Consider the following 25,186-nt stretch of genomic DNA (forward strand, 5'->3'; position numbering starts at 1 on the left):
AAGTTCCGGACTTTTTCACCGGCGTTGAAACCGTAGCTCAGCAAGTGACATGAAATCTGTCGGGCGACCGTCATCTGTCCGATCCGAGAGGTAAAGCAAGCGTCTGATTCGGACAATCCGCACAACCGGTGCCACATTGCACCGATTTGCCGCTCCCCCGATTTGAGCCACGCGGTCCAAAGACGCATTGTGCCGATTATTTCACAGGTGACCGGGCTGGCTGTCCGCTTACCCGCCGCAGTAATCACCACGTCACGGATGACAGGTCACAGCAATGTTAGGAATGAAATCACAAAGCGTTCGCACCCGCATTCAGGGCATGGACAGTGGACGTGCGGCAGCAAACGATGCAAAAACGTCGCAAGACTCCCGTTCCCGGCGGCGAAAGCGTCTCGCTATAGGACTTTTGACGGCCGCTTCGATGATCCCGGGCGTCTTGGCCGCGGGTTCGCTCACGGCCGCCGAACCGGGGCCGATGGGTGCCATGATGGACCGCGTCGGACGTTTTTGGGGTTTCGGCTGGGGCGACGGATACAACGCGTGTCGCGACGGCGGCTGCCAGCCCGGCGCGGACTTGCCCCCCACCTCATACACCGACATGCGTGCGCGACAGAGCCGACAGTACATCGGCGGGCCGGTGGTCTTGGCGGCACACGCAAACCAGCCGCATTCGCATGCTCCCTGCGCCAGCGGAACGTGTTATCCGACATCCCAGCAGACCTTTGCGACCCACAGCCAGAGCGTCCAGGTTCCGAGGCAATATGCTCCGACGCAATTTGTTCCGACACCGGCTCCGCAGCCCCAGTTCTCATCGCCGGCCATCGCACCCACGCAACAGGAGTTGATGCCGCAATACAAACCGGCCGAGCCCGTTCCTACGTATCCACCCGCAACCGTTCCGACGGACTCGTCGCGTAGGGAATCTGAGCAAAATGAAAGCCTGCTGCCCGAGTCTCCGGGCGAGCGAGAACCGGAGATCATTCGCCCGGGGCAACCTCAGCCGGACCCCCTCGATGCACTTGCACCTCCTCGGGGCAACCAGCCTCCGATGCAGGATCCGCTAATGGAAACAGAGGATAGCTCGACCGAGTCGCCCAGTGATAGCCTGCTGGAACCATCGCGTGACACGTTGTTGGAGCCATCGGATAATGGGGGAGGTAGAGGTTCAATCGAAGAATTGCCCGCGCCCGCCCCATCCGCCCGTCAAAACATTACACCCCGTCCGCCGGGGATGAAGCGCAGCGGCATCATCCAGGGGCCACTGCAGATCGAATCCGTCCCGGCGCCGGAAGGCCAATTGTTGCCTCCTAAGTCGACAGCCCCGGAGCTTGACAGCACGTACCACCGATCGCCTTACTCGCCCAGACAATACACGCCCGCTAGGCGTCCGGAGGCGGAGACTCAAGCTGAGACACAGCAGGAGCGGATCGCCAACGTTCCGCCGTGGCTGGTCATTCGTCAGCCCCGCTGACGCCAGGACTGCCAAAGCGTTCGCAGGGTCAGGTAGCACACAAGGGCGGCCGCCAGCCCCACGACATCGGCCTGAAAATCTTTCCAATCCGGCGTTCTGCCGGGGACCATGCCTTGAGTCCATTCGTCGATGCCCGCGTAGGCGATCCCCAGCACCATCACCACGGCGAATCGGATCATCAATCTGCTCGTGCCGGCGGTTGACGCCGCTTTCGTGCCACCTGACACGTAGCAGCCCAGTATTCCGAGGCCAAAATACGCCACGCCGTGCTTGAGTTTGTCGCTGACGGTCGGGACAAATTCGGGCATCTTGGGCAGATGCGTCCCCACAAAAATCGCGATCCAATACAACACCAGGGCAATGACGCCGAGTCTGGCCCCGAGTATGGTTATGTTCGTGATCGGTCGCACTTGGTTCTCTCAACGTGGGTTCAGACATCCGTCATGACAAAACTATCTCACAAACATTTGGCCGCCAGCTCGCGAATTCGCAGCGCGCCTGTTCGATTCTCTGTCTGGTGCACAGCACGATTCTCTGCTCGGTTCACAGCCCGTATGCTGCTTGCGGCAGCCCTGCTGGCGTGCCCCACACTCACCAGCAACGTCCTGGCGCAAGACTCGGGGAAGACCGATTCTGTCGCGAATGCTGCTGCAGACCAAGAGGGCGCGTCACAGAAAGACAACCAAGCCGACGATTCGAAAACCGATTCGAAAACCGATTCGGCGGCTGCCGATGCGGCTGCGAAGAAAAAGAAAGACGGCTGGATTGAACTCAAGGATTCCTGGAAACCGTGCGAGTTCGGCGGCGATGGCGAAATCACCGTCAACGACGGAACGATCACTTTGGACTACGGTTCCCCCATCACCGGCGTCAAATGGGGCGGCTCCTTTGATGGCGACAAGGGCCTGCCGCGTGACAACTTTGAGATCGAACTGGAAGCCCAGCGACTGGACGGGTTTGATTTCCTGTGTGCATTGACGTTTCCTGTTGCTAAATCCCATGCGAGTCTCGTCATGGGCGGCTGGGGCGGCGGCGTCACAGGGCTCAGCAGCATCGATGGTTACGATGCCAGTGACAACCAGACCACCGTGTTTCAATCCTACGAAAACAAAAAGTGGTACCGTGCCCGCGTGCATGTGGATCAAAATCAAATCATCGTTTGGGTCAATGATCAAAAGATGTTTTCGCATCCCCGCTCCGGACACGACTTTGACATTCGATTCGAGATGCAAAGCTGCACTCCGCTGGGATTGGCGAACTATGAATGCAAGTCCCAGATTCGCAACGTCCGAATTCGCCGCTTGAAACCATCCGAAATCACCAAGCCAGAGTCGGACGACGACAACGCGAACTGACGCTCGATATGAACTCACCAGATTCTGACACTCCCATGATCGATGTCGACCAGCATTGGATGACGCGAGCATTGGAGTTGGCCCATCAAGCCGTCGAGTGCGACGAAGTTCCCGTCGGTGCGATCATTGTTCGTGACCACTCCATCATCGGAGCGGCCATGAACCAACGCGAAACGCTCAAGGACCCCACCGCGCACGCGGAAATGATTGCGATCACCCAAGCGGCCGCAGCAATGGAAGATTGGCGTCTGGAGAAGACGACTCTGTATGTCACGCTGGAACCCTGCGTGATGTGCGCCGGCGCCATCCTGCAATCCCGAGTTCCCCGCGTGGTCTTTGGCGCGTCGGACCCCAAAGGCGGCGCGGTCACAAGTCTGTACGAATTGCTCAACGACAACCGCCTGAATCACCGTTGCGCCGTCACGGGAGGAATCTTAGCCGGCCCGTGCGGTCAAATCCTGACGGACTTCTTTGCCAGCAAACGCCAGGTCGGGCGACGCCCCTCTGCGGGGCGTTTGGACGTGTGAAACTGTGCCGGTTTTGCAGATTCTCGCATTTTTGCCATTTCTGTCAGCAAAGAAACTAAGCCTCGGCAAACCGACCGTCCGATACTACCGTCACAACCCGAACTTCCAACAGGTTCGACACTCCGCAAGAGCAATTTCGTGAGCACCAGTTTGATGCTTCGGATATCGGCGGCGAGGTCGTGTTCCAGAAAGAAACGATCGTGGGGGGACGTGACCTGGGTCACGCACCAATCGATTTCGGGCGCCCAAATCCATGGCACGCGATGATTGAATCATCCGTGCTGCAAGAAACTTGATACAGATGGTGGAACAGCAATGTCGGTACGGAAGCTGACGGCGAGTTTATTAACTGCCCTTTTGATGCTGAGCGGATTCGCAACCGCATCGGTCTCTGCACAGGAACACTTTCCCGCTGCAGATCCCCTTGCGTTTGATCCCGACTTTCGTTGGTTCGAGCCCATCTATGACATGGACTTGGCCGACCTCAAGCCCAAGCATCGAGCCAATACCGGTTGGTTTGCAACCTACGACCGACTGAACCTGTACGGTTCACGTCCTGAATTGAACGATCCCCAAGTTGCTGAAACCAAGTTGGACAGCGGTTGGGGCCATCGCTACGAAATCGGCTACATGTTGCCCGACGTAGACAGCGGCTGGCTTTTCAGCTCCGTTCAAAGCGGTGTCGGTGAGTTCTTCACCGTCGCACGTGAACGCGTCAACCGGGTCAACGAAGACGGATTTCAGCTGGGTGACGGCCTGGCCGGTCCACCCTTTGGATTCATCGTGCCCGCAGCCGACGACAACACACCCGGACTCAATACGCGGACGTACTTCGTCCAAGACACCGAGAACGTGTTCAGTTTCAACAGCTACGAACTGAGCAAGACTTGGCGAATGGAACCCTATCACTACGGCGGAATCATGGAGCCCATGGTCGGACTCCGCTGGTTCCGTATCGAAGACTTGGACTCGCGTCAAAACTACATTTCCTCGCTCGACATCGACCAGTCGATCGGCGGAAACCCGCCGCTGTCCGAATTCGGTGACGCGGTGGAGCAATTGACGACCAACCAATCGGTGACACAGAACGACACGCTGACCGCTCAATTGGGCTTCCGCTACACCAAGTTCCGTGATCGATTCACCTTCAGCAGCGATTTCCGAGCCTTTGCAGGCCACAACTGGCAGTGTGCTTACTCGACCACAGCAACTGAGATCACGATCTACGACGGCACCGGAGTTGGTTCGGAAGTGGATAATATCCTGTATCGTCAGACTCGCCCCATCTATGAACGCAACGAAGAGTTTGTGGTCGGATTCGATGTTCGCGGCGAAGTCGGATACCAGGTCAGCAAGATGATCAAAGTGCGAACGGGGTTCCAGCTGATCGACATGGCTCGCGGCATCTGGCGAGGCGGTTCCAGCGCCAGCGGGGTCAACCCACTGGGCGGAGGCGACAACGATCAAGACCTGTTGCTCGTGGGTGCAACCTTCGGCATCGAGCTGAATCGATAGCCGCTCAGCAGACACGTCGCCCCACCATCAAAAAAAGCCGCGTCGAGGACTCGTCCTCAACGCGGCTTTTTTCGTTGTGTGTGGTAAATACCAAAGTCGCTTTGGCAGGATGACTTTGGCAGGGCAAGTGGCCAATCTCACGCTTCATGCATGAAGAATCGGTTCCTTGATTCTCAGGCTTTCGCAGCCAACTCTCGCAGTTCGTCCAACTCCTGTGCCAAGCGGTGACGCAGCGGGCTCTCTGGACGCAACTCTTCTTCTAACAACACCTCAGCTCGATCAAATGTTTCTTCCCTGCGCTCAGGGGTAGCCATCAGTTCTCGAAACATTTTCTCAACGGTGGACTCGGTAAGCAAAACAATCTCCTTGCATGGACCAAATCGAAACGGGACTTCCAGTCGAATGCCTGCCGACGAAGCATTCTGTCGCCATACCGGGAGCCGTCCGATCCTATACCAATTCTAAAATCACTTTCCCGTCCCGCAAGGGCTAACTCGGGCGGAACCTGAGGGTATTCGCTCTCCGCATCTGCACCCGAATTGCAGATCGCAATCTTTACCGACATCAAGATCGTAGGTTGGCCACTCTTTGCCGACAGTTCACACTCGCATTTCACACTCGAAAGGGCAAGAGTGCCCACTGTCAACTTTCCCACGGTACCCGGGGGAGATCGCGCTCAGCCATTCAGGCGAATACGAGGGAGTCGGGCTATCTGCGAAAACCACCGATTGACAATGGCAAAACGCTTGGCGAGGCACGCTATCGACTTGGAAAGTCGAGCGACGATTGTCGTTCGACTTTCCAAGTCGAAAACGAACACCACCATCCGCCCAAACACAAATCATCCGCCTTGTGCCATCGGCGCAACGCTTACGTCCCCAGCCGCGCCGGGAGACGTGACAGAACCGTGGCTAACGCCAAAACGGCTAACCCCAAAATCAAGACCGGACGATGCACTAGCCCGCTTCTTCATCCAACAATGCGATCGGATACGACCCAAGCACCTCCAAACGCGTCGTTTGGCCGCGTAACGACTCGACGGCATGAAGCACACTTTTGTGCCGAATGTGCCCGGTCAGCTCGACAAAGAACAGATACTCGCTGCGCGACTGAGGCGACGGAAAGGATTCGATCCAAGTCAGATTGAGACTTTGGTCTCGAAAGATGGTCATCACTTCGGCCAGGGCCCCCGGTCGATGCGGCACTTGAAAGAGGATCGATGTCTTGTCGTTGCCCGTGGGCTCAGGTTCATCGGTCCCCAAAACCGCGAATCGCGTAACGTTGTTGGCGTTGTCCTCGATGTTTTCGCCGATCACGTTCAACCCGTACTTTCGACCAGCCGGCAAACTGGCCACGGCCGCTACGCCGGGCGTATCAGCCGCGTGCATCGCCGCCGCGGTCGTGCTGCTGACCTCCACCAACTTGGCTTGGGGCAAATTTCCTGCAAGCCACATGCGACATTGTGACAACGCTTGCGGTTTGCTCTGCACTTCACGGATTTCTTCTCGCGGACTGAGCGAAAGCAAATTGTGGTGAATCGGCAGCAGGACTTCCCCGCAGATTCGCATGTGTCGCCTGACAAACATGCCCAAGGTGTCGACCACACGCCCGTCGGTGCTGTTTTCGATGGGCACTAGGCCACTGCGCGAGTCTCCGCGGTGAACCGACTCAAACACCGCCGCAATCGTCGCCACCGGAGCGAAATTCGCACCTTCGCCAAAGTACTTCATGGCAGCCAGATGGCTGTAGCTGTACTGAGGGCCAAGAAACGAAACGTATTGTGAATCCACTGCGGCACGACAAGCACTTGCAATGTGCTTGAGAGTTTCCGAAATCATCGGCCGATCCAGAACGCCGGTTTGCGAACACTCGGCGGCCAAGGCTTCGATGCGTGAAAACTCGGCCTGGGTGGTCTCCCGATCCGGCTGCTGTGCGACCATGCGCGCGCGTCGGATCATCCACTGAGCGAGTTGATGATCGATGGAGTCGATCGATACTTGGGCATCGACGTCCTCGCCTTGCCTTTCTTCCTCGGAATGCGTGCGATCGTTGGTGGTCATTTCCGAACATCCATCACAAAAAAGAGACTGAGGGCAGTGCGTCATGTCGGTTTCTTGCTGCCCAGCCGCGTTGCCGGGCAATCAAGCAGCAGTCTGCCATCAGCCTCGGGTTTGAAAAGCCCACGTGGCGACGAAAAAGCGGAATCTCATCGTCGCAATGCAGTTTCTGATCTTTGGACGGATCGACGCAATGAAAGCGACACAACGGAAAGCTGGACCTGCCTTTGCGGCTGAGCCGGCCTCCAGAACAAGTACACCCCGTGACAGCACCAACCGTTCTGTCATTTTGACATGGCCTCGGGTCCGACGGATCGACCCGTTTTTTGTTCCCTGCCAAAAAAGTGCTGGTGGACGCTGACACCCCGTCTGCTTTGACGGATTCCGCAATGTTTTGCGAGGTTTTGTCCGTGGTGAGCATTACGCGGAGAATCTTTTTCGAAAAAAAGCCGCCGACTGGCACACCCTTTGCCACTGCTTGGTCCTTCGACACGGCAGGGCGAAATCGACAGCCCCGCCAATACGAGCCGCCAGCCGTATGAAACCGAGTTGGCGGAAACACGCATTCCAGCAGAACACTGTTTTTACTCTGCCAATGCCCTCTCATCCCTGAGCCGCAACCCAACGGAGCTGCGACGGATGGCTGGCACATCGGCGAGGCCAACATCAGCGTCAGGAGATTACGAAATGGCACAAGGCGAAAAGATCATCGGAATTGACTTGGGGACCACCAACAGCGTTGTCGCGGTGATGGAGGGTAGCGAGCCCAAGGTCATTCCCAATCCCGAAGGCAACCGACTGACTCCCAGTGTCGTCGCTTTCACGGACAAGAAAGAAACCATTGTGGGCGAACCCGCGCGTCGCCAAGCGGTGACCAACCCACAACGCACGGTTTACTCGGCCAAGCGTTTCATGGGACGTCGTCACCATGAGGTCGAGTCGGAAGAAAAGATGGTGCCCTACGGCGTGACCGGTGCCGCCGATGAATACGTCAAAATCAAGGTCGGTGACGAAGAGTACACCCCCCAGGAAATCTCCGCCAAGGTCCTGCGTAAACTGAAGGAATCCGCCGAGTCTTACTTGGGTCACAAGGTCAGCAAAGCCGTCATCACGGTCCCGGCCTATTTCAACGACGCCCAACGTCAGGCGACCAAGGACGCCGGACAGATCGCGGGCCTCGAAGTCGCTCGGATCATCAATGAACCGACCGCCGCCGCTCTGGCCTACGGCCTGGACAAGAAGAAAGACGAACGCATCATCGTGTTCGACCTCGGCGGTGGTACCTTCGACGTCTCGGTCCTCGAAGTCGCCGACACGGGTGACGACGAACAAGAAAGCCGAGTGTTCCAAGTGATCAGCACCAACGGTGATACGCACCTCGGTGGCGATGACTTTGACGAAGCTCTGATTCACTACGTCGCCGACTCCTTCAAGAAAGACAACGCGATCGATCTTCGCAACGACCCAATGGCTCTGCAACGTCTGCAGGAAGCCTGCGAGAAGGCGAAGAAGGAACTCAGCACGTTGCCCGAAACGGACATCAACCTGCCGTTCATCACGATGGACCAGTCGGGACCCAAACACTTGACGATGAAAATCACTCGCAGCAAGTTCGAGGAACTCATCGACCCGCTGGTCTCCCGCTGTAAACAGCCCGTCATGCAGGCTTTGGAAGACGCAGGCATCAAGCCGAGTGAAATCGACGAGATCGTGTTGGTCGGCGGCAGCACCCGCGTGCCCATGGTCCGCGATATGGTCAAATCGATCTTCGGCAAAGAACCGCACCAAGGAGTCAACCCCGACGAAGTTGTCGCGGTGGGCGCCGCCATCCAAGGCAGCGTGCTCGCCGGAGACCGTACCGACGTGTTGTTGCTGGACGTCACCCCGCTGACTCTCGGTATCGAGACCGAAGGCTCGGTGATGACCCCATTGGTCGAGCGTAATACGACGATTCCGGTGGAAAAGAAGAACGTCTTCAGCACCGCCGCGGACAATCAAACCGCAGTGACCGTTCGTGTGTTCCAAGGCGAACGCAAAATGGCGGCACACAACCGACTACTCGGCGAGTTCAACCTCGAAGGCATCCCCGCACAACCGCGTGGCGTTCCTCAAATCGAAGTCAAATTTGATATCGACCAGAACGGTATCCTCAGCGTTTCAGCCAAAGAACTGAAAACGGGCAAGGAAGCGTCGGTCGAGATCAAGGAAGCCGGCGCGCTGAGCGAGGAAGACATCGAGAAGATGAGAAAGGACGCCGAAGTCAACGCGGAAGAAGATCGTCGTCAGTTCGAATTGGCCGAAGCTCGCAATCGTGCAAACCAACAGATTCATCAGTTGGAAAAGGAGATGACCGAGAACGCGGACAAGTTGAGCGACGACGACAAGGAACCGTTGACCAAAGCGATCGAAAAAGTCAAAACCGCAGCACTGGGCGAAGACAAAGACGCGATCAAGCAGGCGACGGACGAGTTGACGATGGCCCAACAAGCGTTCAGCAAAGTGCTGTACGAAAAGGCCGCCAGCAGCGAATCCGCTAACCCGTCCGCTGCCGGTGCGGCGACCGGAGATTCGGACGACGATGACGCCATCGATGCCGATTTCGAAGTCAAAAGCTGACATTGATTCATTCGGTTGGCAACGTGAATCGCTCTCAAAATGATCGATTCACGCTGGGCAACTGAATCCCAGACCCACCGAGTTTGCAAGGCGGGCCTCAGGGCCCGTCTTTTTTTGCGCCTCCTCCGAAATCCATTCCCACCCCATTTCTCGCCCCCATCTCTCGCCCCACGACGTTTCTTTTCCTGAGACACGCGCTATCGCACGGCGGTCCGACTAGGAGTTTTCACGATGACGTTTCGATTTGACAAACTGACCACCAAAGCACAATCGCTGGTCGCGGACGCTCAAGGCCGCGCGGGCGAATCGGGTACTCCCGAGATTTCACCGCTGCACCTGATGGCAGCCATGCTGGCCGAAACTGATGGCATCACCCGACCGCTCATGAGCAAAATGAAGGTCGACCAACAGCAATTACAAGGACTCGTCGACAGCGAGATCGCCAAACTGCCCAGGGTCAGCGGTGGCCGACAGGCCGGCATCTCCGCGGAACTGCAAAATGTGTTCAACGAAGCCGCCAAGGTGGCGCAGTCGCTCAAAGACGAATACGTCAGCACCGAACACTTGTTGATGGGGCTCGCCAAAGCCGACAACAAGGTCAAGAAACTGCTGAGTCTCTGCGGCGTGACTGCCGACGATGTGCTCAAAGCGATGAGCCAAGTCCGCGGTTCAGCTCGCGTGACCGATCAGAACGCGGAAGACACTTACCAGGCTCTCGAGAAATACGGCATCGACCTCACCCAGCTCGCCGCCGCCGGAAAACTGGATCCCGTCATCGGACGTGACAACGAGATCCGCCGCGTGATCCAAGTCCTCTCTCGCCGCACCAAAAACAATCCGGTGCTGATCGGACAGCCCGGCGTCGGTAAAACGGCGATCGCCGAAGGCTTGGCGCTGCGGATTTTTGAGGGCGACGTGCCCACGAGCTTGAAAGAAAAACGGGTGATCGCGTTGGACATGGGAGCACTCGTTGCCGGGGCCAAATTCCGCGGCGATTTCGAAGAGCGTCTCAAAGCGGTCTTGCGCGAAGTGAAAGACTCCGACGGACAAGTCGTCTTATTCATCGACGAGTTGCACTTAGTTGTCGGTGCCGGTAAAGCAGAGGGTTCCGCCGACGCCGCCAATTTGCTCAAACCAGAACTCGCCCGCGGCGCGCTACGCTGCGTCGGCGCGACGACGTTGGACGAGTACCGTCAGTTCATCGAGAAAGACGCTGCGCTGGAACGACGCTTCCAACCGGTCTACGTCGATCAACCGTCGGTCGAAGACACCATCGCGATCTTGCGAGGTTTGAAATCACGCTACGAGTCGCACCACGGCGTTCGCATCACGGACAACGCCTTGGTTGCCGCAGCGACCCTCTCGAATCGGTACATCACCGACCGCTTCCTGCCCGATAAAGCGATCGACCTCGTCGATGAAGCCGCCAGTCGATTGGCGATGGAAAAGGAAAGCGTGCCCGAACCGATCGACCAAATCCAACGGCGATTGCGCCAACTGGAACTTGCCCACCGTCAACTGCTCGACGAAGAAGAACCGTCGGCGATCGCTCGCAAGGAGGAGATCGAAGCCGAAATGGAGTCGCTGACTCGCGAACTGGCAAATCTGAGAGAGCAGTGGGAAAGCGAGAAAATGGGACTGGACGACGTGCAATCGATCCGACAAGAAATCGATCAGCTCGATCATCGTTTCGCCACTCTGGACGCCGAAGTCAAACAGAGACAACTGCGAGGTGAAATCGCTGAGGAGTTGTTCCAAGAAATGCTGGACGTGAGCGAGAAACGCAAGAAGCTGACCGAGCGACTGGAGGCGGCCGAGCATCAGGAGGAAAGCAAGAGCACGTCTGATGAGGAGAGCGGCACCCACCGCCGCTTGTTGCGTCGCGACGTGACCGATGATGAGATCGCGGAAGTCGTTAGCGCATGGACGGGAGTTCCCGTCACTCGCATGCTCGAAACCGAACGCGCGAAGCTATTGGTCATGGAAGAACGATTGCACACCCGCGTGGTCGGTCAAGACAAAGCGGTCGCCGCCGTCTCAGATGCCGTGCGAAGAAGCCGTAGCGGGCTGCAAGATCCCCGTCGTCCGATCGGTTCGTTCCTGTTCCTGGGACCAACCGGCGTCGGCAAGACCGAGCTATGCAAAGCGCTTGCCGAGATCATGTTCGATGACGAGTCCGCCATGGTCCGTATCGACATGAGTGAATTCATGGAACGTCACAGCGTGTCGCGAATGATCGGGGCACCTCCTGGATACGTGGGGTACGAGGAAGGTGGAAAGTTGACCGAAGCCGTCCGAAGACGTCCCTACTGCGTGATCCTGTTGGACGAAATGGAAAAGGCTCACCCCGATGTGTTCAACATTCTGTTGCAGGTGCTGGACGACGGACGGTTGACGGACGGCCAAGGTCGTACGGTTGATTTCACCAACACGGTGATCGTCATGACCAGCAATGCGGGCAGTCACGAAATCCAAAAGATCACCGAAGCGGGAGGTTCTCAGGAAGAACTGGAAGAGGCGGTGGGAGAAGTCCTGCGGGCGAGGTTCTTGCCAGAGTTCCTCAACCGAATCGACGACACCGTGATCTTTCATCCGCTGGGCAAAGAACAGATCCGCAAGATCGTCCGTCTGCAACTGACGTCCCTGGAGGCTCGGGTGAAAGAAAACGGCTTGATCCTGCAAGTCACCGACGCTGCAGTGGATCGTATCGCTGCTGTCGGCTACGACCCCGCCTACGGAGCCCGACCCTTGAAGCGGGTCATCCAACGTGAAATCGAAAATCAGCTTGCCTCGTCACTGCTGAAACACGATTACGCCGAAGGCTCCGTCGTCCACGTGGACTTCAACGGAACGCACTTCGTGTTTTCGGGCGAAGAGTAAGACTCGCGCTGGGCTGTTGAAAATTTGGCGTTGACTTGATGTTTCCGCGTTTTTCTATGAGCCGTTTCTTGTCCACTGTCACCACCCCAAGGAACGAGACTGCTGATTTAATCGAAACCAGGACCCCAAAGGTGAGTCGTGGGCCGTAAGGCACCGGGCAATGCGGTAGGCCCGGCCGCTTACCCGTCACGGCTCACTAAGGCAGCAGTCTCCTGCGCCGGGGGAGGAGACAGAAACTTGCGCAGCACAATGCGTATGGTTTGTGTTTGGGCGGATCGTGGTGTTCGTTCTCGACTTGGAAAGTCGAACGACAATCGTCGCTCGACTTTCCAAGTCGATAGCGTGCCCCGCCAATCGATTTGCCACTGCCAATCGTTGACTTGCGCAGACAGGCCTCCTCCTTTGCATTGGCCTAAACCGCCAAGCGCGACCTAACCCAAGTTCCCTAGGGGAGATGACAGTGGACAAGAAATGGCTCAAAAAACAATCGCCTAAACATCGAGTCAACACCAAACTTTAACAGCCCATCGCTATTCCCAATTTGACCCTGTAGCCAAACGGTGACATGGGGGGGGTGACCAATTATGCTGGGGACGACCTTTCGTTACCAGCAGTTGCCATGAATGATTTTTCCCAGGACTGGACTTCGAGCTACACGCCCCAATGGTTGCGTGTTCTGCATCATTTGATCGGGGCCGTCCGGGTTCGCGGCCTCGAAATCGGCTGTTTCGAAGGTCGGACGTCACTCTGGCTGGCGGAACACATTCTGACGGGACCGGATTCTTCGCTAGATTGCGTCGATTCCTGGGCGAATCCGTCCACTGGCATTGAAGCTCGATTCGATCGAAACACGGCCGCCCATCAGGATGTCATCCGCAAATACCAAGTGCCCAGCAGTACATGGCTTGCGTCACAGGTCACTCATTGGAACTCGCCACCGTACGACTTCATCTATGTCGACGGCGATCACCGTGCCGATGCGGTACTGACGGACTTGACGCTCTGCTGGCCTCTGCTGCGGCCCGGTGGAGTGCTGATTTGTGATGACTATCAACACTCGGCGGTCGAACCGTGCACCAAGCTGGGAATCGACGCATTCTTTTCATGCCGACGGGACTGGCACCTCCTGCACCAGGACTACCAGTTCATTGTTCGCAAAACGGTGGGCATCGAAGCCGTCGTGGTATCGGTCAACTACAGCGACTACTTGGCACAAACGTTGCCGATACTGATGCGGTACGTGGATCAAGCCGTTGTGGTGACCGATCACGATGACCCAGAAACCGCTCGCGTCGTCAGTCGCAACCCTGGGGCAAAGGTGGTGAAGACCGATCAGTTCTACCGAAATGGAGCGCGTTTCAACAAAGGCGCCGCCATCAATGTCGGTTTGAAGGAACTTCATCGAGACAACTGGGTTCTTTTGCTCGATGCCGACATTGGTATCACCCAACCGATACCGATCCCCCAGGACAGGCGAACGATCTGGGGCGTGACGCGGCGAAAGGTGGTCGGCCCTGAGAGGTTTCACAAGGCGATGCTCGTTGGAGCAGACGACCTGCCGAAACTCAACCTGATTCATATGCACGATGGCTACACTCCGATTGGGTTCTTTCAGATGTGGCATTGGCCGACGTGCCCTCAATGGATGCCGGAAAATTACGGTGATGCGAGCACGTCGGACATTGAATTGGCTTGCCGTTGGCCGGCTCAGCGGCGTCGACTGATACCAGGTTTTGACGTCTTGCACCTGGAAACCAACGACATGGAACAGGGCATCAATTGGCATGGTCGCGTGACGCGCCGTTTCGGACACGACACTCCGGCTCCCCAATGTGAAGGTTCGCAGAGTGAACCGTTGCAAGATCAAGGTTCGCTGTCTGAAACTATCCAAAGTCAAACGCCGGCCGACCCAATGGAACGAGGAGTCTTGACGGCCGCCAACTCGCTCTACTGGCCCGTCCTACGTCTGCTCGTGCAAGCCACGCGGCAGATGGGCGAATCGATTGCCGTTGTCGACCATGGTTTGACAACGATTCAGCGACAATGGCTTGTGCAGGAAGGCGTCTTGATCCCGGAGATTCCGATGCCTGCTGAGTGGGAACAGATCATGGAGGGACAACAACGTGTCGAGTTGGCGATCACTCCCCAGGCTTGGATCAAACCCTGGATCTGCATGCACAGTCCGTTCTCAAAAACAATCTGGATTGATTCCGATGCCGTGCCGGTCAGAGACCTGCATCGTCTCTTTGGCTTGTTGGACGAGAGTCCTTGGGTGACTCTCGAGAGCTGGATCTCGAGCGACATTGCAAGGTACCTTCACGAGCCATTGTTCCATGAACTCAGCGGGCACCGCCCCCATCGTTTCGAAAACGCTCATCGCGTCAACACAGGAGTCTTTGGGTTCCATCCAGACGATGCTTGGATCGCCAAGTGGTGGGAAATGTGCATGAGGATCAGCTCGGATGAAAACCTGCTCGGCAAGTGCCGCCTGCGCGATCAAGGCGCTCTCGTCGCTTGTTTGTGCACCGTCGCTCCGACGGTCCAAACCCCGCGGATCCAACTCGATCGAGGACTCAATTGGCCTGTCAATGGAGTGAAGTCACAGAACAAGGGCGACCGACGAGTTTACGATTGGAGAGACAAAGATCTCCTGAAACAACTGCAAGCGGACCATCCTGATGTGTCTGTGATTCACTGGATGGGGACGCCAAAACCATGGCAGCTTCAGTAATGTGATATGATCACCCCATCACGGAGCATGCACGGCAGGGAATCGAGATGAGTGACTCGGACGATCCAGATTTAGAAACGCGAATCGAGCAGACCACGTCCAGCCGTGCCGGCGTATCACAAGACTTGGTCGACGATTCACAGGAGCAGCCCTCCGTTCGATTGCCATCGCGTCTGGGGCGTTACGAAGTCAAACAGACGCTGGGCGAAGGCGGCTTTGGGACGGTGGTCTTGGCGTTGGACACCGAGCTAGATCGTCTGGTGGCGGTCAAAATCCCCAACTCCAAGCGATTCAAGAACAAAGCGGCCGTGAGCTTGTTCTTGTCCGAAGCCAAAATGGCGGCTTGCCTGCGTCACGACGGGATCGTGACCGTGTTTGATGTGGGTTGGGAAAGTGACGTTCCGTTCATTGTCCTGGAGTACATTCGAGGACGTACGCTGGCGGATTTCATCAGGTATGAGAAATGGTCTCATGAGTTCACCGCCGCCACCATCATGGCGATCGCTCAAGCCCTGCATCATGCGCACCGCGAGGGTTTCATTCATCGAGACCTCAAGCCGCACAATATCTTGCTGGACAATGAGGACCGCCCTCGAATCAGTGATTTCGGACTCGCCGTTCGCCATCGCGATCTGAATCAATACACCAACCAAGTCGTCGGTACCCCGATGTACATGGCCCCCGAACAAGCGACCGGCGAGAACCATCGGATCGATGAACGCACTGACATTTGGTCGGTCGGTGTGATGCTGTATCAGATGCTTTGTCGCAAACGGCCCTTCGCCGCAGACGACGACGGCGACTTGATTCCGAGGATCATCCGAGCGGAGTTTGTTCCGCCTGCGACCGTCGATCCCACGGTTCCCCCGGAGTTGCAACGGATCTGTTTGCGGTGCTTATCACGTCGAATGTCGCAGCGTTACCGAACGGCGGAGGAACTCGCACGTGATTTGGAGTTGTGGATTGATCGCTCCAAGCAGCATTCAGGTTCGGGTATCTCGGTTGGCTCGGATCTTGGTTCGAATGAACGAGCCTTGGCGGCCAACGAATCACCGGCCGTCGTTTCACGTGGCCTGCGGCCCTTCAAATCGGAAGACTTCGTTTTCTTTACCCGCTTGTTGCCTGGGCCACACGATCGTAACGGGCTGCCGATCACGCTGAGTTTTTGGATTTCCACGCTTCGACAACGTGACCCTGACACTGCCGTCAGTGTTGGTTTGCTGTACGGACCATCGGGATGCGGAAAATCGTCTTTCGTGAGAGCCGGCATCATTCCACTGCTCGGTTCGACGACGACCTCCATCTACGTCGATTCAACGAGTCCTGATCTCACGGGGAGGATCATGAAAGCGTTGTCGGACCGATTTGATTTCCTCAAACCGTTTGACACTTTGGCGGGAATGCTCAGCGAACTGAGGGAGTCCTATTCCGCCAGCGACGACCCGACGGATCGCCCCAAAGTGATCGTGTTCATTGATCAGTTCGAGCAGTGGCTGGCACAAGATCAAGCCAATCCGACATCCTCTCTGGTACAAGCCCTGCGTCAATGCGACGGGGGATGCGTCCAATGCATGTTGATCGTTCGAGACGACTTCTGGTTGCCCATCAGTCGCTTCATGAGCCTGTTGGAAGTCAGTATCGTCGATGGCGAAAACGCGATGTTGATCGATTCCTTTGACCCCGAGCATGCCAAGAAAGTGTTGATGGAGCTCGGGCGTTCCATGTCTTGTTTGCCAGCGGCCGAATCGGAGATCACCGATAGCCAGCGACAGTTTCTCGATCGCGCGATCGACGAACTGAGTCATCACGGTCGATTGTATCCGGTCCGCTTGGCGATCTTTGCCGAACTGGTACGAAAGCAACCCTGGAACGCCGCGACTTTGGATCGACTGGGTGGAGCCGAAGGAGTCGGAGTGTCTTATTTGGATCATGCCGTCGGGCACCTGTCGACCGCCGCGCGGCAAGTTCACAGTGATGCTGCCCGCAGAGTGCTCGGCGAGTTGCTGCCCACGCGTGGCGATATCAAGAAATCGGCTGTTGCTCGCGAACGACTGTTGGAAGTCTCGGGCTATGCGGATTCTCATCGAGATTTTGATTCCCTGATACGATTGCTCGACAGTGAACTTAGGCTGTTGACTCCCGTCTTGGCCGACGATTCGGGAGCGGAGATGGACAGCCTGGGTTCCCAATCGGGCGGTCATCAAGTCACATCGTATCGCTTGACACACGACTTTCTTGTGCCCTCCATTCGCGAATGGCTGGAACGAGATCTGCGTGGCCAGCGCGGTGGACGTCAGCAGTTGCTGCTCAAAGAACAAGCAGCGATGTGGAACGATCGGCAATCCTCTCGTTTCTTGCCATCACTCTCTGAGTACTTGCTCATCCGCTTCTACACACAACGCGGCGATTGGACGGCTGATCAAGCCAAGATGATGTTGTTCGCCGGGCAACGTATCGGTCGTCGGTTGCTGATGATTGCAGCCATCATCACAGTGTTCGCGATCGCCGGCGGAATGGTTTATCGTCAACAGGCTTTGCGAAACCAAGTCGCCACCACGCAGCGTCTGCTCAGCACATTGCAAGACGTCAATAACGATGACGTCCCTGGTGTCTTGGATCAGTTGGAACCACTCCAAAAGCATGCCATTGGTCCCGCGTTCCGGGTGTTTGATGACGCCGAACAATCCATCAACAAACGACTGCGTGCCGGATTGGTCTGTTTGCGATCGGACGATGATCCGCTGGGGAAAATCGTGCAGTGGATCAAACTCGCGGAAATCAGACCGTCTGATGTCGCTGTTGTCTGTGCCGAATTGCATCCGCACCGCAACGCCACCGTCCCATTGCTGGAGACGGCTCTGCGTGACGAGCAATTGGATCCCACATCGCGTTTGCGGTTTGCATCCGTCTTGGCTCAGCTTTCGCCGGAAAACACTACGCTCCCACGGATGAATGGTGAATTGGTTCAAACGCTGCTGCAACAACCTGCGCCCGACTGCCATGTTTGGGTCCGAATGCTGGTTCCCATCGGTGATCAATTGCTGACGCCGCTCAGGACCGCCTTTGACGACAATCTGGACCTGCAGTCGGCCCGGGTCATCGTTGCCGCCATGGATCAGTATTCCGTTCAATTGTCCCGTGATGTTCCACACTTATTGGCCGCGGCTGACGGGGCACAATTCCGAGCGATCATCGAGAACTGGCAGCATCGCGGTGATGAAATGAATCGCTGGATCAAGGATCATGTCCCGCAGCACAGCGATGCGGCAGACCAACGTGTCGCCACATCCAACCTAGCGATCGCGTCACTCCTCTTGGGCAATCCGACCGCAATCAAGCAAATCGCTCGGCAACGCCATTCTCCACAGCGAACGATGCTGGTCTCGATGCTCAATGCTGACCGATTGGACCTGTGGCGATTGATCGACATGATTGAGCAGTACGGAGACGACAAAGATCTCCTCGCAGCCTTTGTCCTCGCGTCGGACGCCTTTTCGGATCGCGCGTCCAGTCAACGTCAACGTGATCGGCTGCAGGAAATTCTGACACAGGCTCACCAAAGTCAGGTAGATGCAGAATTGCATGTCGCCGCAACCGTCATCGCTCGGCACTGGGGACTCACACTTGATCCACCGCCAGAAACGAAAATTTCAAACTCAGACGACAGAGCATGGAACGTCAACACGTCGGGGCAAAAGTGGATCGCTCTCTCCATCGACCGTGGCGATGAAGTCCCTGGGTATCACGTGGCGATCAGCGTAACGGAGGTCCCCAATGGGCTGTTTCGCGAATTCGCCAATGAAACCAATGCCGGATTGGAAATCACTGGCGCGGACCAAGTCCCGGCCAGTTTCATTCCCCTGCATAACATCACTGCGTTCTGCAATTGGCTCAGCAAGAGAGAAAACATTCCTCGCGACCAGTGGTGCTACGAACCCAGCGAATCAGACAATGCAGCCAGCTATTACCCAAAACCCGATTTCATCAATCGCTCCGGATTTCGCTTGCCGACCAAATCGGAGTGGTTGGCGGCCGTCGGCGGTTCAGGGCCGCACTGGCTCGCTGACTGCGAGCCAGTGGTGACGCGACGCTACCTCTGGGATCGCACGAGTGCAGAAATGATCATCCGCGGTGTGGGCCAGCGTTTACCCAACCCCAGTGGATTCCAGGATCTCTACGGAAACGTCAGCGAGATCGTGTTGGACGAAGAGTTGTTTCGTCGGGGTGCCGCCGAAAAAGCTCTCTTTCTCCTCGGCGGCAACGCTCTGACCCCGCTACGCGAGTTCGAATCGCTGTCTTCACAAAAGCCCCTCAACCCCCGGATCATCAATTCATACGCTGGCTTTCGTGTGGTAAGGACGCTGCCCAGCACGAACGCCGACTAAAAAATGATCTCGCATAGCTTGATTCTCAGTGATGAGGGCCTAGTATGCCACTCTGACGGGGGCTGTCTGTGTGTAACCTGAACTCGAACAACTGAATGCACTGAAATGAATCGTGACAAAAGTATCAGTTTGGATGAAACCTTTGACGACGCAATGGACCCCCAGTCACTCCATCAGATTTCGCGTCGTTCGCCGATTGCATCGCGGGCATCGATCGGTCATGGCGAGTATTTGGTGCGTCTGAAACCCAACTTGCGTGTCCCTCGCAACCCCGACTTTCTTTATGAAGATCCGCCGTGCCCCGATTGGGCTTATGAAGGCTCACCGCAATGCGAAGGGATCTGTGTCTTTGTTCCAGATTATGACGAGGTCTCGTCCGAACCGGTCATCATTGGTTGGATTGAATGCTGCTTTGGATGCGGACCTGATCAGCTATGCGCCACTCCCGGCAGCGGTCTGCAGTTCTACACCGAGCGGTTTCGCGAAACCGATTATTCGGCGGTCGTCACGGAATGCTTTGATGAGTATGAAAGCGAAGCGTTTGATACCGGTACGCCGACCAGCCAGAGACCTGCAATGGGGAGACACGCTGGCCAAGCACGAAAGGGCTTGGACACGGTCTTCTTAAAGGTTCCATCGATCTACAACCCGGGCAGCTTTAGTGCTCGAAACTTGAGAGTGGGTAGCGAGCCCGTTCGCCTGAGTATGCCTCAAACGGGATGGAGGGTGTCGGTCACGAGAAACCACTTGCCCACGTCCACTGATTCGCGTTCAAAGCCTCCCGTCGCAGCCCAACACCCTGGCGTGACTCCGACGACATCCATCGACCAGAATGACGAAGCTCTGTCGGCGTGTGTGATTCTGCCAGAGGCGTGCGGACTACAGCAACACTGGATCACGGTTCCAGAAAGCAGTCGCCATCCGCAATCACCATTTTGCTATGGTCAACTGATCACACCCAGTTGGACGGTCATTCTGTACCGATTGCCGATGCCCGAGAGCAACAAAAGAAAACCTGACTGCGGCTGCCATTGAATGAAGGCACCAGTCGGATGGGCACTCTTGCCCGTGCGTGCAATGAATGTCGGCCAAGAGTGACCCGCCTACGCTTAACTCAACGGCCCGCAAGCTCGCACGGATTCGTCTTGGCATGCCCCTGGGAAACTTCGTAGGGTCTTGCTGGAAGCTGCCTCAGGAGCATGTGCTGGCAGTGGCGTCACGCGTCCGGCGAGCCTCGCATGAAAACTTTCTCCGCGTCTCTCAACATTTCTGCAGCCGTCGTTGTGATGGCATTCGTTCCCGTCTCCCTGGGCTGTCTTGGCATGACCAATCGGCCGTTGATTGCAGGGCCGGGGCCGATGAACTATCAACAAGCCAACGCGGTGGTCCACGACCCGTTTCCGCAAGAAGACCTGGGGCCAAGTGACTTGGGAGCCCGGCCACCAAGCTATCAAAATCCGCTGCCGTTGCCCGTTCGAAACCGAACCGTGGACGACATGATGCCGTGGCTAAAGATCACCGATCCGGCACCACCAAGATACCCCGGATTCTGATCACGCACTTGGTAATGGGATTCGCCAGAATTCCCCCTTGCGCAGATGGATTTCTGGCGAAATCCACTACCACATTGATCGATGATGCGTCCCTACGCCTTGCGAATCCTGTCACGCCCCACGCTGACTTTGGCCGTGGCATTACGCGTATCAATCACGAGCGCTGCGTTCTGAACGATGCATTCGTAATCAAACGCGGTGTGGTCCGTTGCGATCAATACAGCGTCGAGCGACTGCAGATACTCCGGCGTCAATTCCTGACTCGTCATCGCGGGCAAATCGTGATGTCGCATTTTGGGTAGCGATGGAACGTGTGGATCGCTGTAACTCAGCTCGGCGCCCTGTTGCAGCAGCAGCTCCATCAACTCAAACGAAGGGCTTTCACGCGGGTCATCGACATCCTTTTTGTAGGCGACTCCGAGCAAGCAGATTTTGCTGCCGCGAATCGGTTTCTTGACCTCGTTAAGAAATTCCGACGCGCGTGAAACGACGTACTTCGGCATCGCGCGGTTGACTTCGCCCGCCAGTTCGATGAAACGTGCGTTACTGCCTTGCTTGCGAGCCAGCCAAGACAAGTAAAATGGGTCGATCGGGATGCAATGTCCTCCGAGTCCGGGGCCGGGATAAAAGGCGTGGAAACCGAACGGCTTGGTTTTGGCCGCATTGATGACTTCCCAAACATCGATGCCCATCTCATCAAAGAGCACTTTGAGTTCGTTGACCAACGCGATGTTGACCGCACGATAGATGTTCTCCAGGACTTTGGCCGCCTCGGCCACTTCGCAATTGCTGACCGGAACGACGCCTGCGACGGCACACTTGTACAAGGCCGATGCACACTGCTGACTTTCCTCATTGATCGCGCCGACCACCTTGGGGATTCCGGCTGCGGAGAAATCTGGGTTCCCTGGATCTTCACGCTCGGGGCTGTACGCGACAAAGAAATCCGTGCCGGCGGCCAATCCGTTCTGCTCCAGAATCGGGACCATGACGTCGCGTGTGGTCGTGGGATAGGTCGTGCTTTCCAAAACCACCAGTTGCCCGGGGCGGAGTGCTTTGGCGATCGATTCACAAGTGCCCACGACGTATTTCAAATCAGGATCTCTTGCCGAGTCCAACGGTGTCGGCACGCAGATCAACAGGGCATCCGGCTCGCAAAGACGTGCCATGTCGCTGGTCGCGTCAAAGAGCCCTTTCTCCAACCATGCGGCAATCTTCTCATTGCCAATGTGCTTGATGTAACTACGTCCCTGCAACAGCGTGTCGACTTTACTTTGATCAACGTCAAATCCCATGCAGGAAAAGCCGGCTGAAGTGAACGCGTCGATCAACGGCAGGCCGACGTAACCAAGACCAATCACACCAACGGTGCACGTGCGTTGCTCAATGGAGGTTAAAAGGTTCTGACAGGCTGTGGTTGCCATGAATATCCTTTGCCGGTCCGGGAAATGGACACCGGATCTGCGAGAGTGAGAACGGGGGTGGAATCGGTGTGATCGAGAAGACGCTGGGCAGTGTAATCTCGCCCCCGTGAGCTTGGAACACGTCGCCTGCAAGGTGATCAATACCGGCGAACGCGTGCCAGCAGAATCACCCCAATCGTTCCAAGTAGGACGTTCCCCAGCCAGACTCCGTAAGGCGGAATGTTCGCATCCTTGGCTTGCTCCAGCCCAAGAATGAACAGTGGGTAATAGATCAGCAAAATCGGCAGGAAGCAGATCCCGAACGTCGTCCAATAGTCACTCGTCTTGGCGATCATCGCCAACGGGGCTCCGATCAATACAAAAAAGAAGCAGCTACAGCCCTCTGCCCAGCGACGCCAAGGCTCTAGCTTCAGCCTGACCAGACGCTCCCGACTGGCTCGAAGCTGATTGGCGACGGACACTTCGGTGATTCCACCGATCTCATCCAGACGTGACGTCATGATGGAGAAACCAACTTGCGCAGCGCGAGTGCCTGCGATCGTGCGTGTTTGGCTCTCTTGATAAACGCGTTCATCGTCCAGCAGACGCAGTGGCAACTCTTGCGGACGCGTCGTGCCCGGACCCGAGCGACTCAGGGAACCCGAAAGCGGTATTTCGTAATCCGTTGTGCCCGGCATGATCCCCGTCACGGTCCCGCTTTGGTCAAACCGACAGTCGACCAGTTGCAACATCAGGGACTCCGATTGGGCATCCATCGTCAAACGTCCCTCGCGTGCCGAGATCTTCATCGGCCGGCTGCCGGATTTGATCGTCACGCGAGGAGCGATCAAGGACTTGCCGGACACGTCGTGAACGTAGATCGAAAAGCCGTGGTCCCCGTCGGCATACGTGTGCTGCGCCCGGAGCGTGCGATAAACAATGTCTTCAATGGACAGCATCACGATCCGATTGACACCCGGGCGCCCCCACGAAACCGCCAAATCGGACAGACCGACCGAAATCGGACTGAGCAAGGCAGCGAGCACGAAAGCGGGACTGACCAAACGCAGTGGCGAGACGCCAGACGCTTTGATGGCTGCTATTTCCCCGTCGCTCGCCATCCGTCCGTACACGCAACAAACGGCGAACAACGCCGTCGCCGGAAACGAAAACTGGAGCGCAATCGGCAACACGTATGGCAGCAATTGAATGATCGCCAACGGACCCAGCCCCTCGCGCAGCAGCGTTCGTGCCACACCGATCAACAGGATCAGCAGCGTCAAAGCGATCAACGCGACCACAAAGATCTTGAGGATCTCGGCCACGATGTACCATGTCATCCGAGTGGGCATGCTGAGCCGTTGGAGCGAAACATCCGGCGGGCTACCCTTGCGCCCGCATCCGGCCCGGATATAGCACGATTGCCCATCTGCCAGGTAGGCGAATCCGCCGAAAACAGACTTGTCTCGAAATGAGACGACTGACAGAGGCTGCCTTGGCCGAACAAACCGAATCAGTTGGTTCGGCAGCGATCAGTCTGACTGCCGGCGACTCAGCTCGTCTCGAAGCCGCGCGGCCAGCTCGTATTGTTCCTGTTCGACGGCGTCGCTGAGCTTTTCGTACAGCGTCTTGCCGACTTCGTATTCCGTTCTCAGTTGCTCTCGCAACTCGACCAGCCGGACCACCAGTTCGTCTTCTTCGTAGAACTCCTCGGCTTCGTGTTTGACGAAGAATTCCTCGATGGTTTTCAGCCCCGAATTGATCGCCTGGATCGCCTCCTCCGCCGTAGCATCCTCCAACGCTCCCAACGCAGCCGCCTGCGTGCGGTGAAAAAGCACGAAAGGACGATACTGCTCGTGGGACCGATTCCACTCTTCATCAGGCCCGATCCGCTCACACAAGTCCATCAGTCTTAATGTGTGATCGGCATCCATCACCGCCCGATGGTAATACTGCAACCTCAGCCAACAGATGCGGCGGTGGTAAAACTGCATGAATTCGCGGTCAACCTCCATGCATTGGTCGTCAGTGAGCACGAAACTGGGGTTTGCCAGAACGAGTTCCAACAGATGATCCAAGTAGGTAGGTGCCCCTTCGATCTTTTCGCCGTCGGGACGACCGGTCGTTTCAAGCTGCAGAATGCCCATGTCGACACGCATTTGGATGACGTCACGTTCGTCTTTGCCTTTGGCCAATCGAACATTCAGGGCGTTCGGGTCGAACTCCCAATTCGAGAGGATGTCGTCGAGATGCATCTTTCGCTTCATCAATCCATTCATCACTAAAAGCGTGTGGAAAAAGGGGTCTGACCCTTGTCGTGACACGCAACTTCACTGGATTTCCATGTGTTCGGAGCGGGTCAGACCCCGTCTAAAAACACGTTCCGCAGAGTAACCGACGGGCAAAGACACGCAACCGGCCGGCAAAGCCACCGATTGATCTTCGGCATTCCCCGCTAAAAAACCTCCGACAATCCAAAGCCGGAGCCGCTGTCGCCCAATACGCGAGTATAGCAGCCGTGGTTTTCACGTCGATGGACGCCTTTTTCTCGGCCAAACAGCTTCTTTTTTTCCGCATGACCGCTGGTGTCACGCCCCTTTACGATCATTCCCCTCAGTGAAGGAGAGCACGACAGACGAACGCCCAACCTGTGATTTGCCTTTCTCAAAACGAGACAGGAAAACCAAAATGGG

At 56.6% G+C, this 25,186-nt stretch carries 16 protein-coding genes; 10 read left to right on the plus strand and 6 right to left on the minus strand.

All coding sequences use genetic code 11. The features are described from left to right. The first annotated feature begins 283 nt into the window (after nucleotides 1-283). Nucleotides 284-1,471, plus strand: coding sequence for a hypothetical protein (locus tag Pla52nx_RS19480; protein ID WP_146520649.1), 1,188 nt, complete (start codon nucleotides 284-286; stop codon nucleotides 1,469-1,471). On the opposite strand, the gene Pla52nx_RS19485 is transcribed toward Pla52nx_RS19480, so the two are convergent. Then, entirely contained in the window at nucleotides 1,459-1,881 is a 423-nt protein-coding gene (locus Pla52nx_RS19485) for a VanZ family protein (RefSeq protein ID WP_146520648.1), read from the minus strand. The genes Pla52nx_RS19480 and Pla52nx_RS19485 overlap by 13 nt on opposite strands. Before the next feature lie 33 nt (nucleotides 1,882-1,914). Here Pla52nx_RS19485 and Pla52nx_RS19490 point away from each other — a divergent pair, with 33 nt between their 5' ends. The 3 genes from Pla52nx_RS19490 to Pla52nx_RS19500 all read left to right on the plus strand — a co-directional run bounded on the left by Pla52nx_RS19490 (nucleotide 1,915) and on the right by Pla52nx_RS19500 (nucleotide 4,868). Next, nucleotides 1,915-2,826, plus strand: a complete 912-nt coding sequence (locus Pla52nx_RS19490; protein WP_146520647.1) for a family 16 glycoside hydrolase — start codon at nucleotides 1,915-1,917, stop codon at nucleotides 2,824-2,826. Between the two features lie 35 nt (nucleotides 2,827-2,861). Beyond that, nucleotides 2,862-3,353 carry a tRNA adenosine(34) deaminase TadA gene (tadA, locus tag Pla52nx_RS19495; protein WP_146521248.1) on the plus strand — a complete coding sequence of 164 codons (492 nt, stop codon included), beginning with the start codon at nucleotides 2,862-2,864 and terminating at the stop codon, nucleotides 3,351-3,353. 315 nt (nucleotides 3,354-3,668) lie between these two features. Then, the gene (locus tag Pla52nx_RS19500) at nucleotides 3,669-4,868 is read left to right on the plus strand and encodes a hypothetical protein (protein ID WP_146520646.1); all 1,200 of its coding nucleotides are present in this window, start codon (nucleotides 3,669-3,671) and stop codon (nucleotides 4,866-4,868) included. 173 nt (nucleotides 4,869-5,041) lie between these two features. Here Pla52nx_RS19500 and Pla52nx_RS19505 read toward each other — a convergent pair whose 3' ends face one another. After that, complete coding sequence (locus Pla52nx_RS19505) at nucleotides 5,042-5,224, minus strand: hypothetical protein (RefSeq protein ID WP_146520645.1); 183 nt, start codon at nucleotides 5,222-5,224, stop codon at nucleotides 5,042-5,044. 600 nt (nucleotides 5,225-5,824) lie between these two features. Next, complete coding sequence (pheA, locus tag Pla52nx_RS19510) at nucleotides 5,825-6,928, minus strand: prephenate dehydratase (protein WP_146520644.1); 1,104 nt, start codon at nucleotides 6,926-6,928, stop codon at nucleotides 5,825-5,827. A 684-nt stretch (nucleotides 6,929-7,612) separates the two neighbouring features. On the opposite strand from pheA, the gene dnaK reads away from it, so the two are divergent. The 6 genes from dnaK to Pla52nx_RS19540 all read left to right on the plus strand — a co-directional run bounded on the left by dnaK (nucleotide 7,613) and on the right by Pla52nx_RS19540 (nucleotide 21,090). Next, complete coding sequence (gene dnaK, locus Pla52nx_RS19515) at nucleotides 7,613-9,541, plus strand: molecular chaperone DnaK (protein ID WP_146520643.1); 1,929 nt, start codon at nucleotides 7,613-7,615, stop codon at nucleotides 9,539-9,541. 231 nt (nucleotides 9,542-9,772) lie between these two features. Beyond that, nucleotides 9,773-12,421, plus strand: a complete 2,649-nt coding sequence (gene clpB / locus Pla52nx_RS19520; protein WP_146520642.1) for an ATP-dependent chaperone ClpB — start codon at nucleotides 9,773-9,775, stop codon at nucleotides 12,419-12,421. 619 nt (nucleotides 12,422-13,040) lie between these two features. Beyond that, a complete protein-coding gene (locus Pla52nx_RS19525; protein WP_197454673.1) occupies nucleotides 13,041-15,152 on the plus strand; it encodes a class I SAM-dependent methyltransferase in 2,112 nt (703 codons plus the stop codon). A 47-nt stretch (nucleotides 15,153-15,199) separates the two neighbouring features. Then, nucleotides 15,200-19,537 carry a bifunctional serine/threonine-protein kinase/formylglycine-generating enzyme family protein gene (locus Pla52nx_RS19530; protein WP_146520640.1) on the plus strand — a complete coding sequence of 1,446 codons (4,338 nt, stop codon included), beginning with the start codon at nucleotides 15,200-15,202 and terminating at the stop codon, nucleotides 19,535-19,537. 105 nt (nucleotides 19,538-19,642) lie between these two features. Next, nucleotides 19,643-20,572 (plus strand): hypothetical protein, encoded by a 930-nt coding sequence (locus Pla52nx_RS19535; protein WP_146520639.1) that lies wholly within the window; start codon nucleotides 19,643-19,645, stop codon nucleotides 20,570-20,572. 203 nt (nucleotides 20,573-20,775) lie between these two features. Then, nucleotides 20,776-21,090, plus strand: a complete 315-nt coding sequence (locus Pla52nx_RS19540; protein ID WP_146520638.1) for a membrane or secreted protein — start codon at nucleotides 20,776-20,778, stop codon at nucleotides 21,088-21,090. Nucleotides 21,091-21,182: 92 nt separating this feature from the next. On the opposite strand, the gene Pla52nx_RS19545 is transcribed toward Pla52nx_RS19540, so the two are convergent. The 3 genes from Pla52nx_RS19545 to Pla52nx_RS19555 all read right to left on the minus strand — a co-directional run bounded on the left by Pla52nx_RS19545 (nucleotide 21,183) and on the right by Pla52nx_RS19555 (nucleotide 24,760). Continuing rightward, complete coding sequence (locus tag Pla52nx_RS19545) at nucleotides 21,183-22,514, minus strand: nucleotide sugar dehydrogenase (RefSeq protein ID WP_146520637.1); 1,332 nt, start codon at nucleotides 22,512-22,514, stop codon at nucleotides 21,183-21,185. A 137-nt stretch (nucleotides 22,515-22,651) separates the two neighbouring features. Beyond that, complete coding sequence (locus tag Pla52nx_RS19550) at nucleotides 22,652-23,845, minus strand: LptF/LptG family permease (RefSeq protein ID WP_146520636.1); 1,194 nt, start codon at nucleotides 23,843-23,845, stop codon at nucleotides 22,652-22,654. A 180-nt stretch (nucleotides 23,846-24,025) separates the two neighbouring features. After that, complete coding sequence (locus tag Pla52nx_RS19555; RefSeq protein WP_146521247.1) at nucleotides 24,026-24,760, minus strand: UvrB/UvrC motif-containing protein; 735 nt, start codon at nucleotides 24,758-24,760, stop codon at nucleotides 24,026-24,028. Between the last annotated feature and the right edge of the window lie 426 nt (nucleotides 24,761-25,186).

Source organism: Stieleria varia (genome assembly GCF_038443385.1).
In the GTDB taxonomy this organism is placed as follows: Bacteria; Planctomycetota; Planctomycetia; order Pirellulales; family Pirellulaceae; genus Stieleria; species Stieleria varia.

Bases quoted from the DNA above. Each gene is read 5' to 3' on its own strand.
- Pla52nx_RS19480 (WP_146520649.1), top strand. From the start codon at position 284: ATGAAATCACAAAGCGTTCGCACCCGCATTCAGGGCATGGACAGTGGA.
- Pla52nx_RS19490 (WP_146520647.1), top strand. From the start codon at position 1,915: ATGACAAAACTATCTCACAAACATTTGGCCGCCAGCTCGCGAATTCGC.
- tadA (WP_146521248.1), top strand. From the start codon at position 2,862: ATGATCGATGTCGACCAGCATTGGATGACGCGAGCATTGGAGTTGGCC.
- Pla52nx_RS19500 (WP_146520646.1), top strand. From the start codon at position 3,669: ATGTCGGTACGGAAGCTGACGGCGAGTTTATTAACTGCCCTTTTGATG.
- pheA (WP_146520644.1), bottom strand. From the start codon at position 6,928: ATGACCACCAACGATCGCACGCATTCCGAGGAAGAAAGGCAAGGCGAG.
- dnaK (WP_146520643.1), top strand. From the start codon at position 7,613: ATGGCACAAGGCGAAAAGATCATCGGAATTGACTTGGGGACCACCAAC.
- clpB (WP_146520642.1), top strand. From the start codon at position 9,773: ATGACGTTTCGATTTGACAAACTGACCACCAAAGCACAATCGCTGGTC.
- Pla52nx_RS19525 (WP_197454673.1), top strand. From the start codon at position 13,041: ATGAATGATTTTTCCCAGGACTGGACTTCGAGCTACACGCCCCAATGG.
- Pla52nx_RS19530 (WP_146520640.1), top strand. From the start codon at position 15,200: ATGAGTGACTCGGACGATCCAGATTTAGAAACGCGAATCGAGCAGACC.
- Pla52nx_RS19535 (WP_146520639.1), top strand. From the start codon at position 19,643: ATGAATCGTGACAAAAGTATCAGTTTGGATGAAACCTTTGACGACGCA.
- Pla52nx_RS19540 (WP_146520638.1), top strand. From the start codon at position 20,776: ATGAAAACTTTCTCCGCGTCTCTCAACATTTCTGCAGCCGTCGTTGTG.
- Pla52nx_RS19545 (WP_146520637.1), bottom strand. From the start codon at position 22,514: ATGGCAACCACAGCCTGTCAGAACCTTTTAACCTCCATTGAGCAACGC.
- Pla52nx_RS19550 (WP_146520636.1), bottom strand. From the start codon at position 23,845: ATGCCCACTCGGATGACATGGTACATCGTGGCCGAGATCCTCAAGATC.
- Pla52nx_RS19555 (WP_146521247.1), bottom strand. From the start codon at position 24,760: ATGAAGCGAAAGATGCATCTCGACGACATCCTCTCGAATTGGGAGTTC.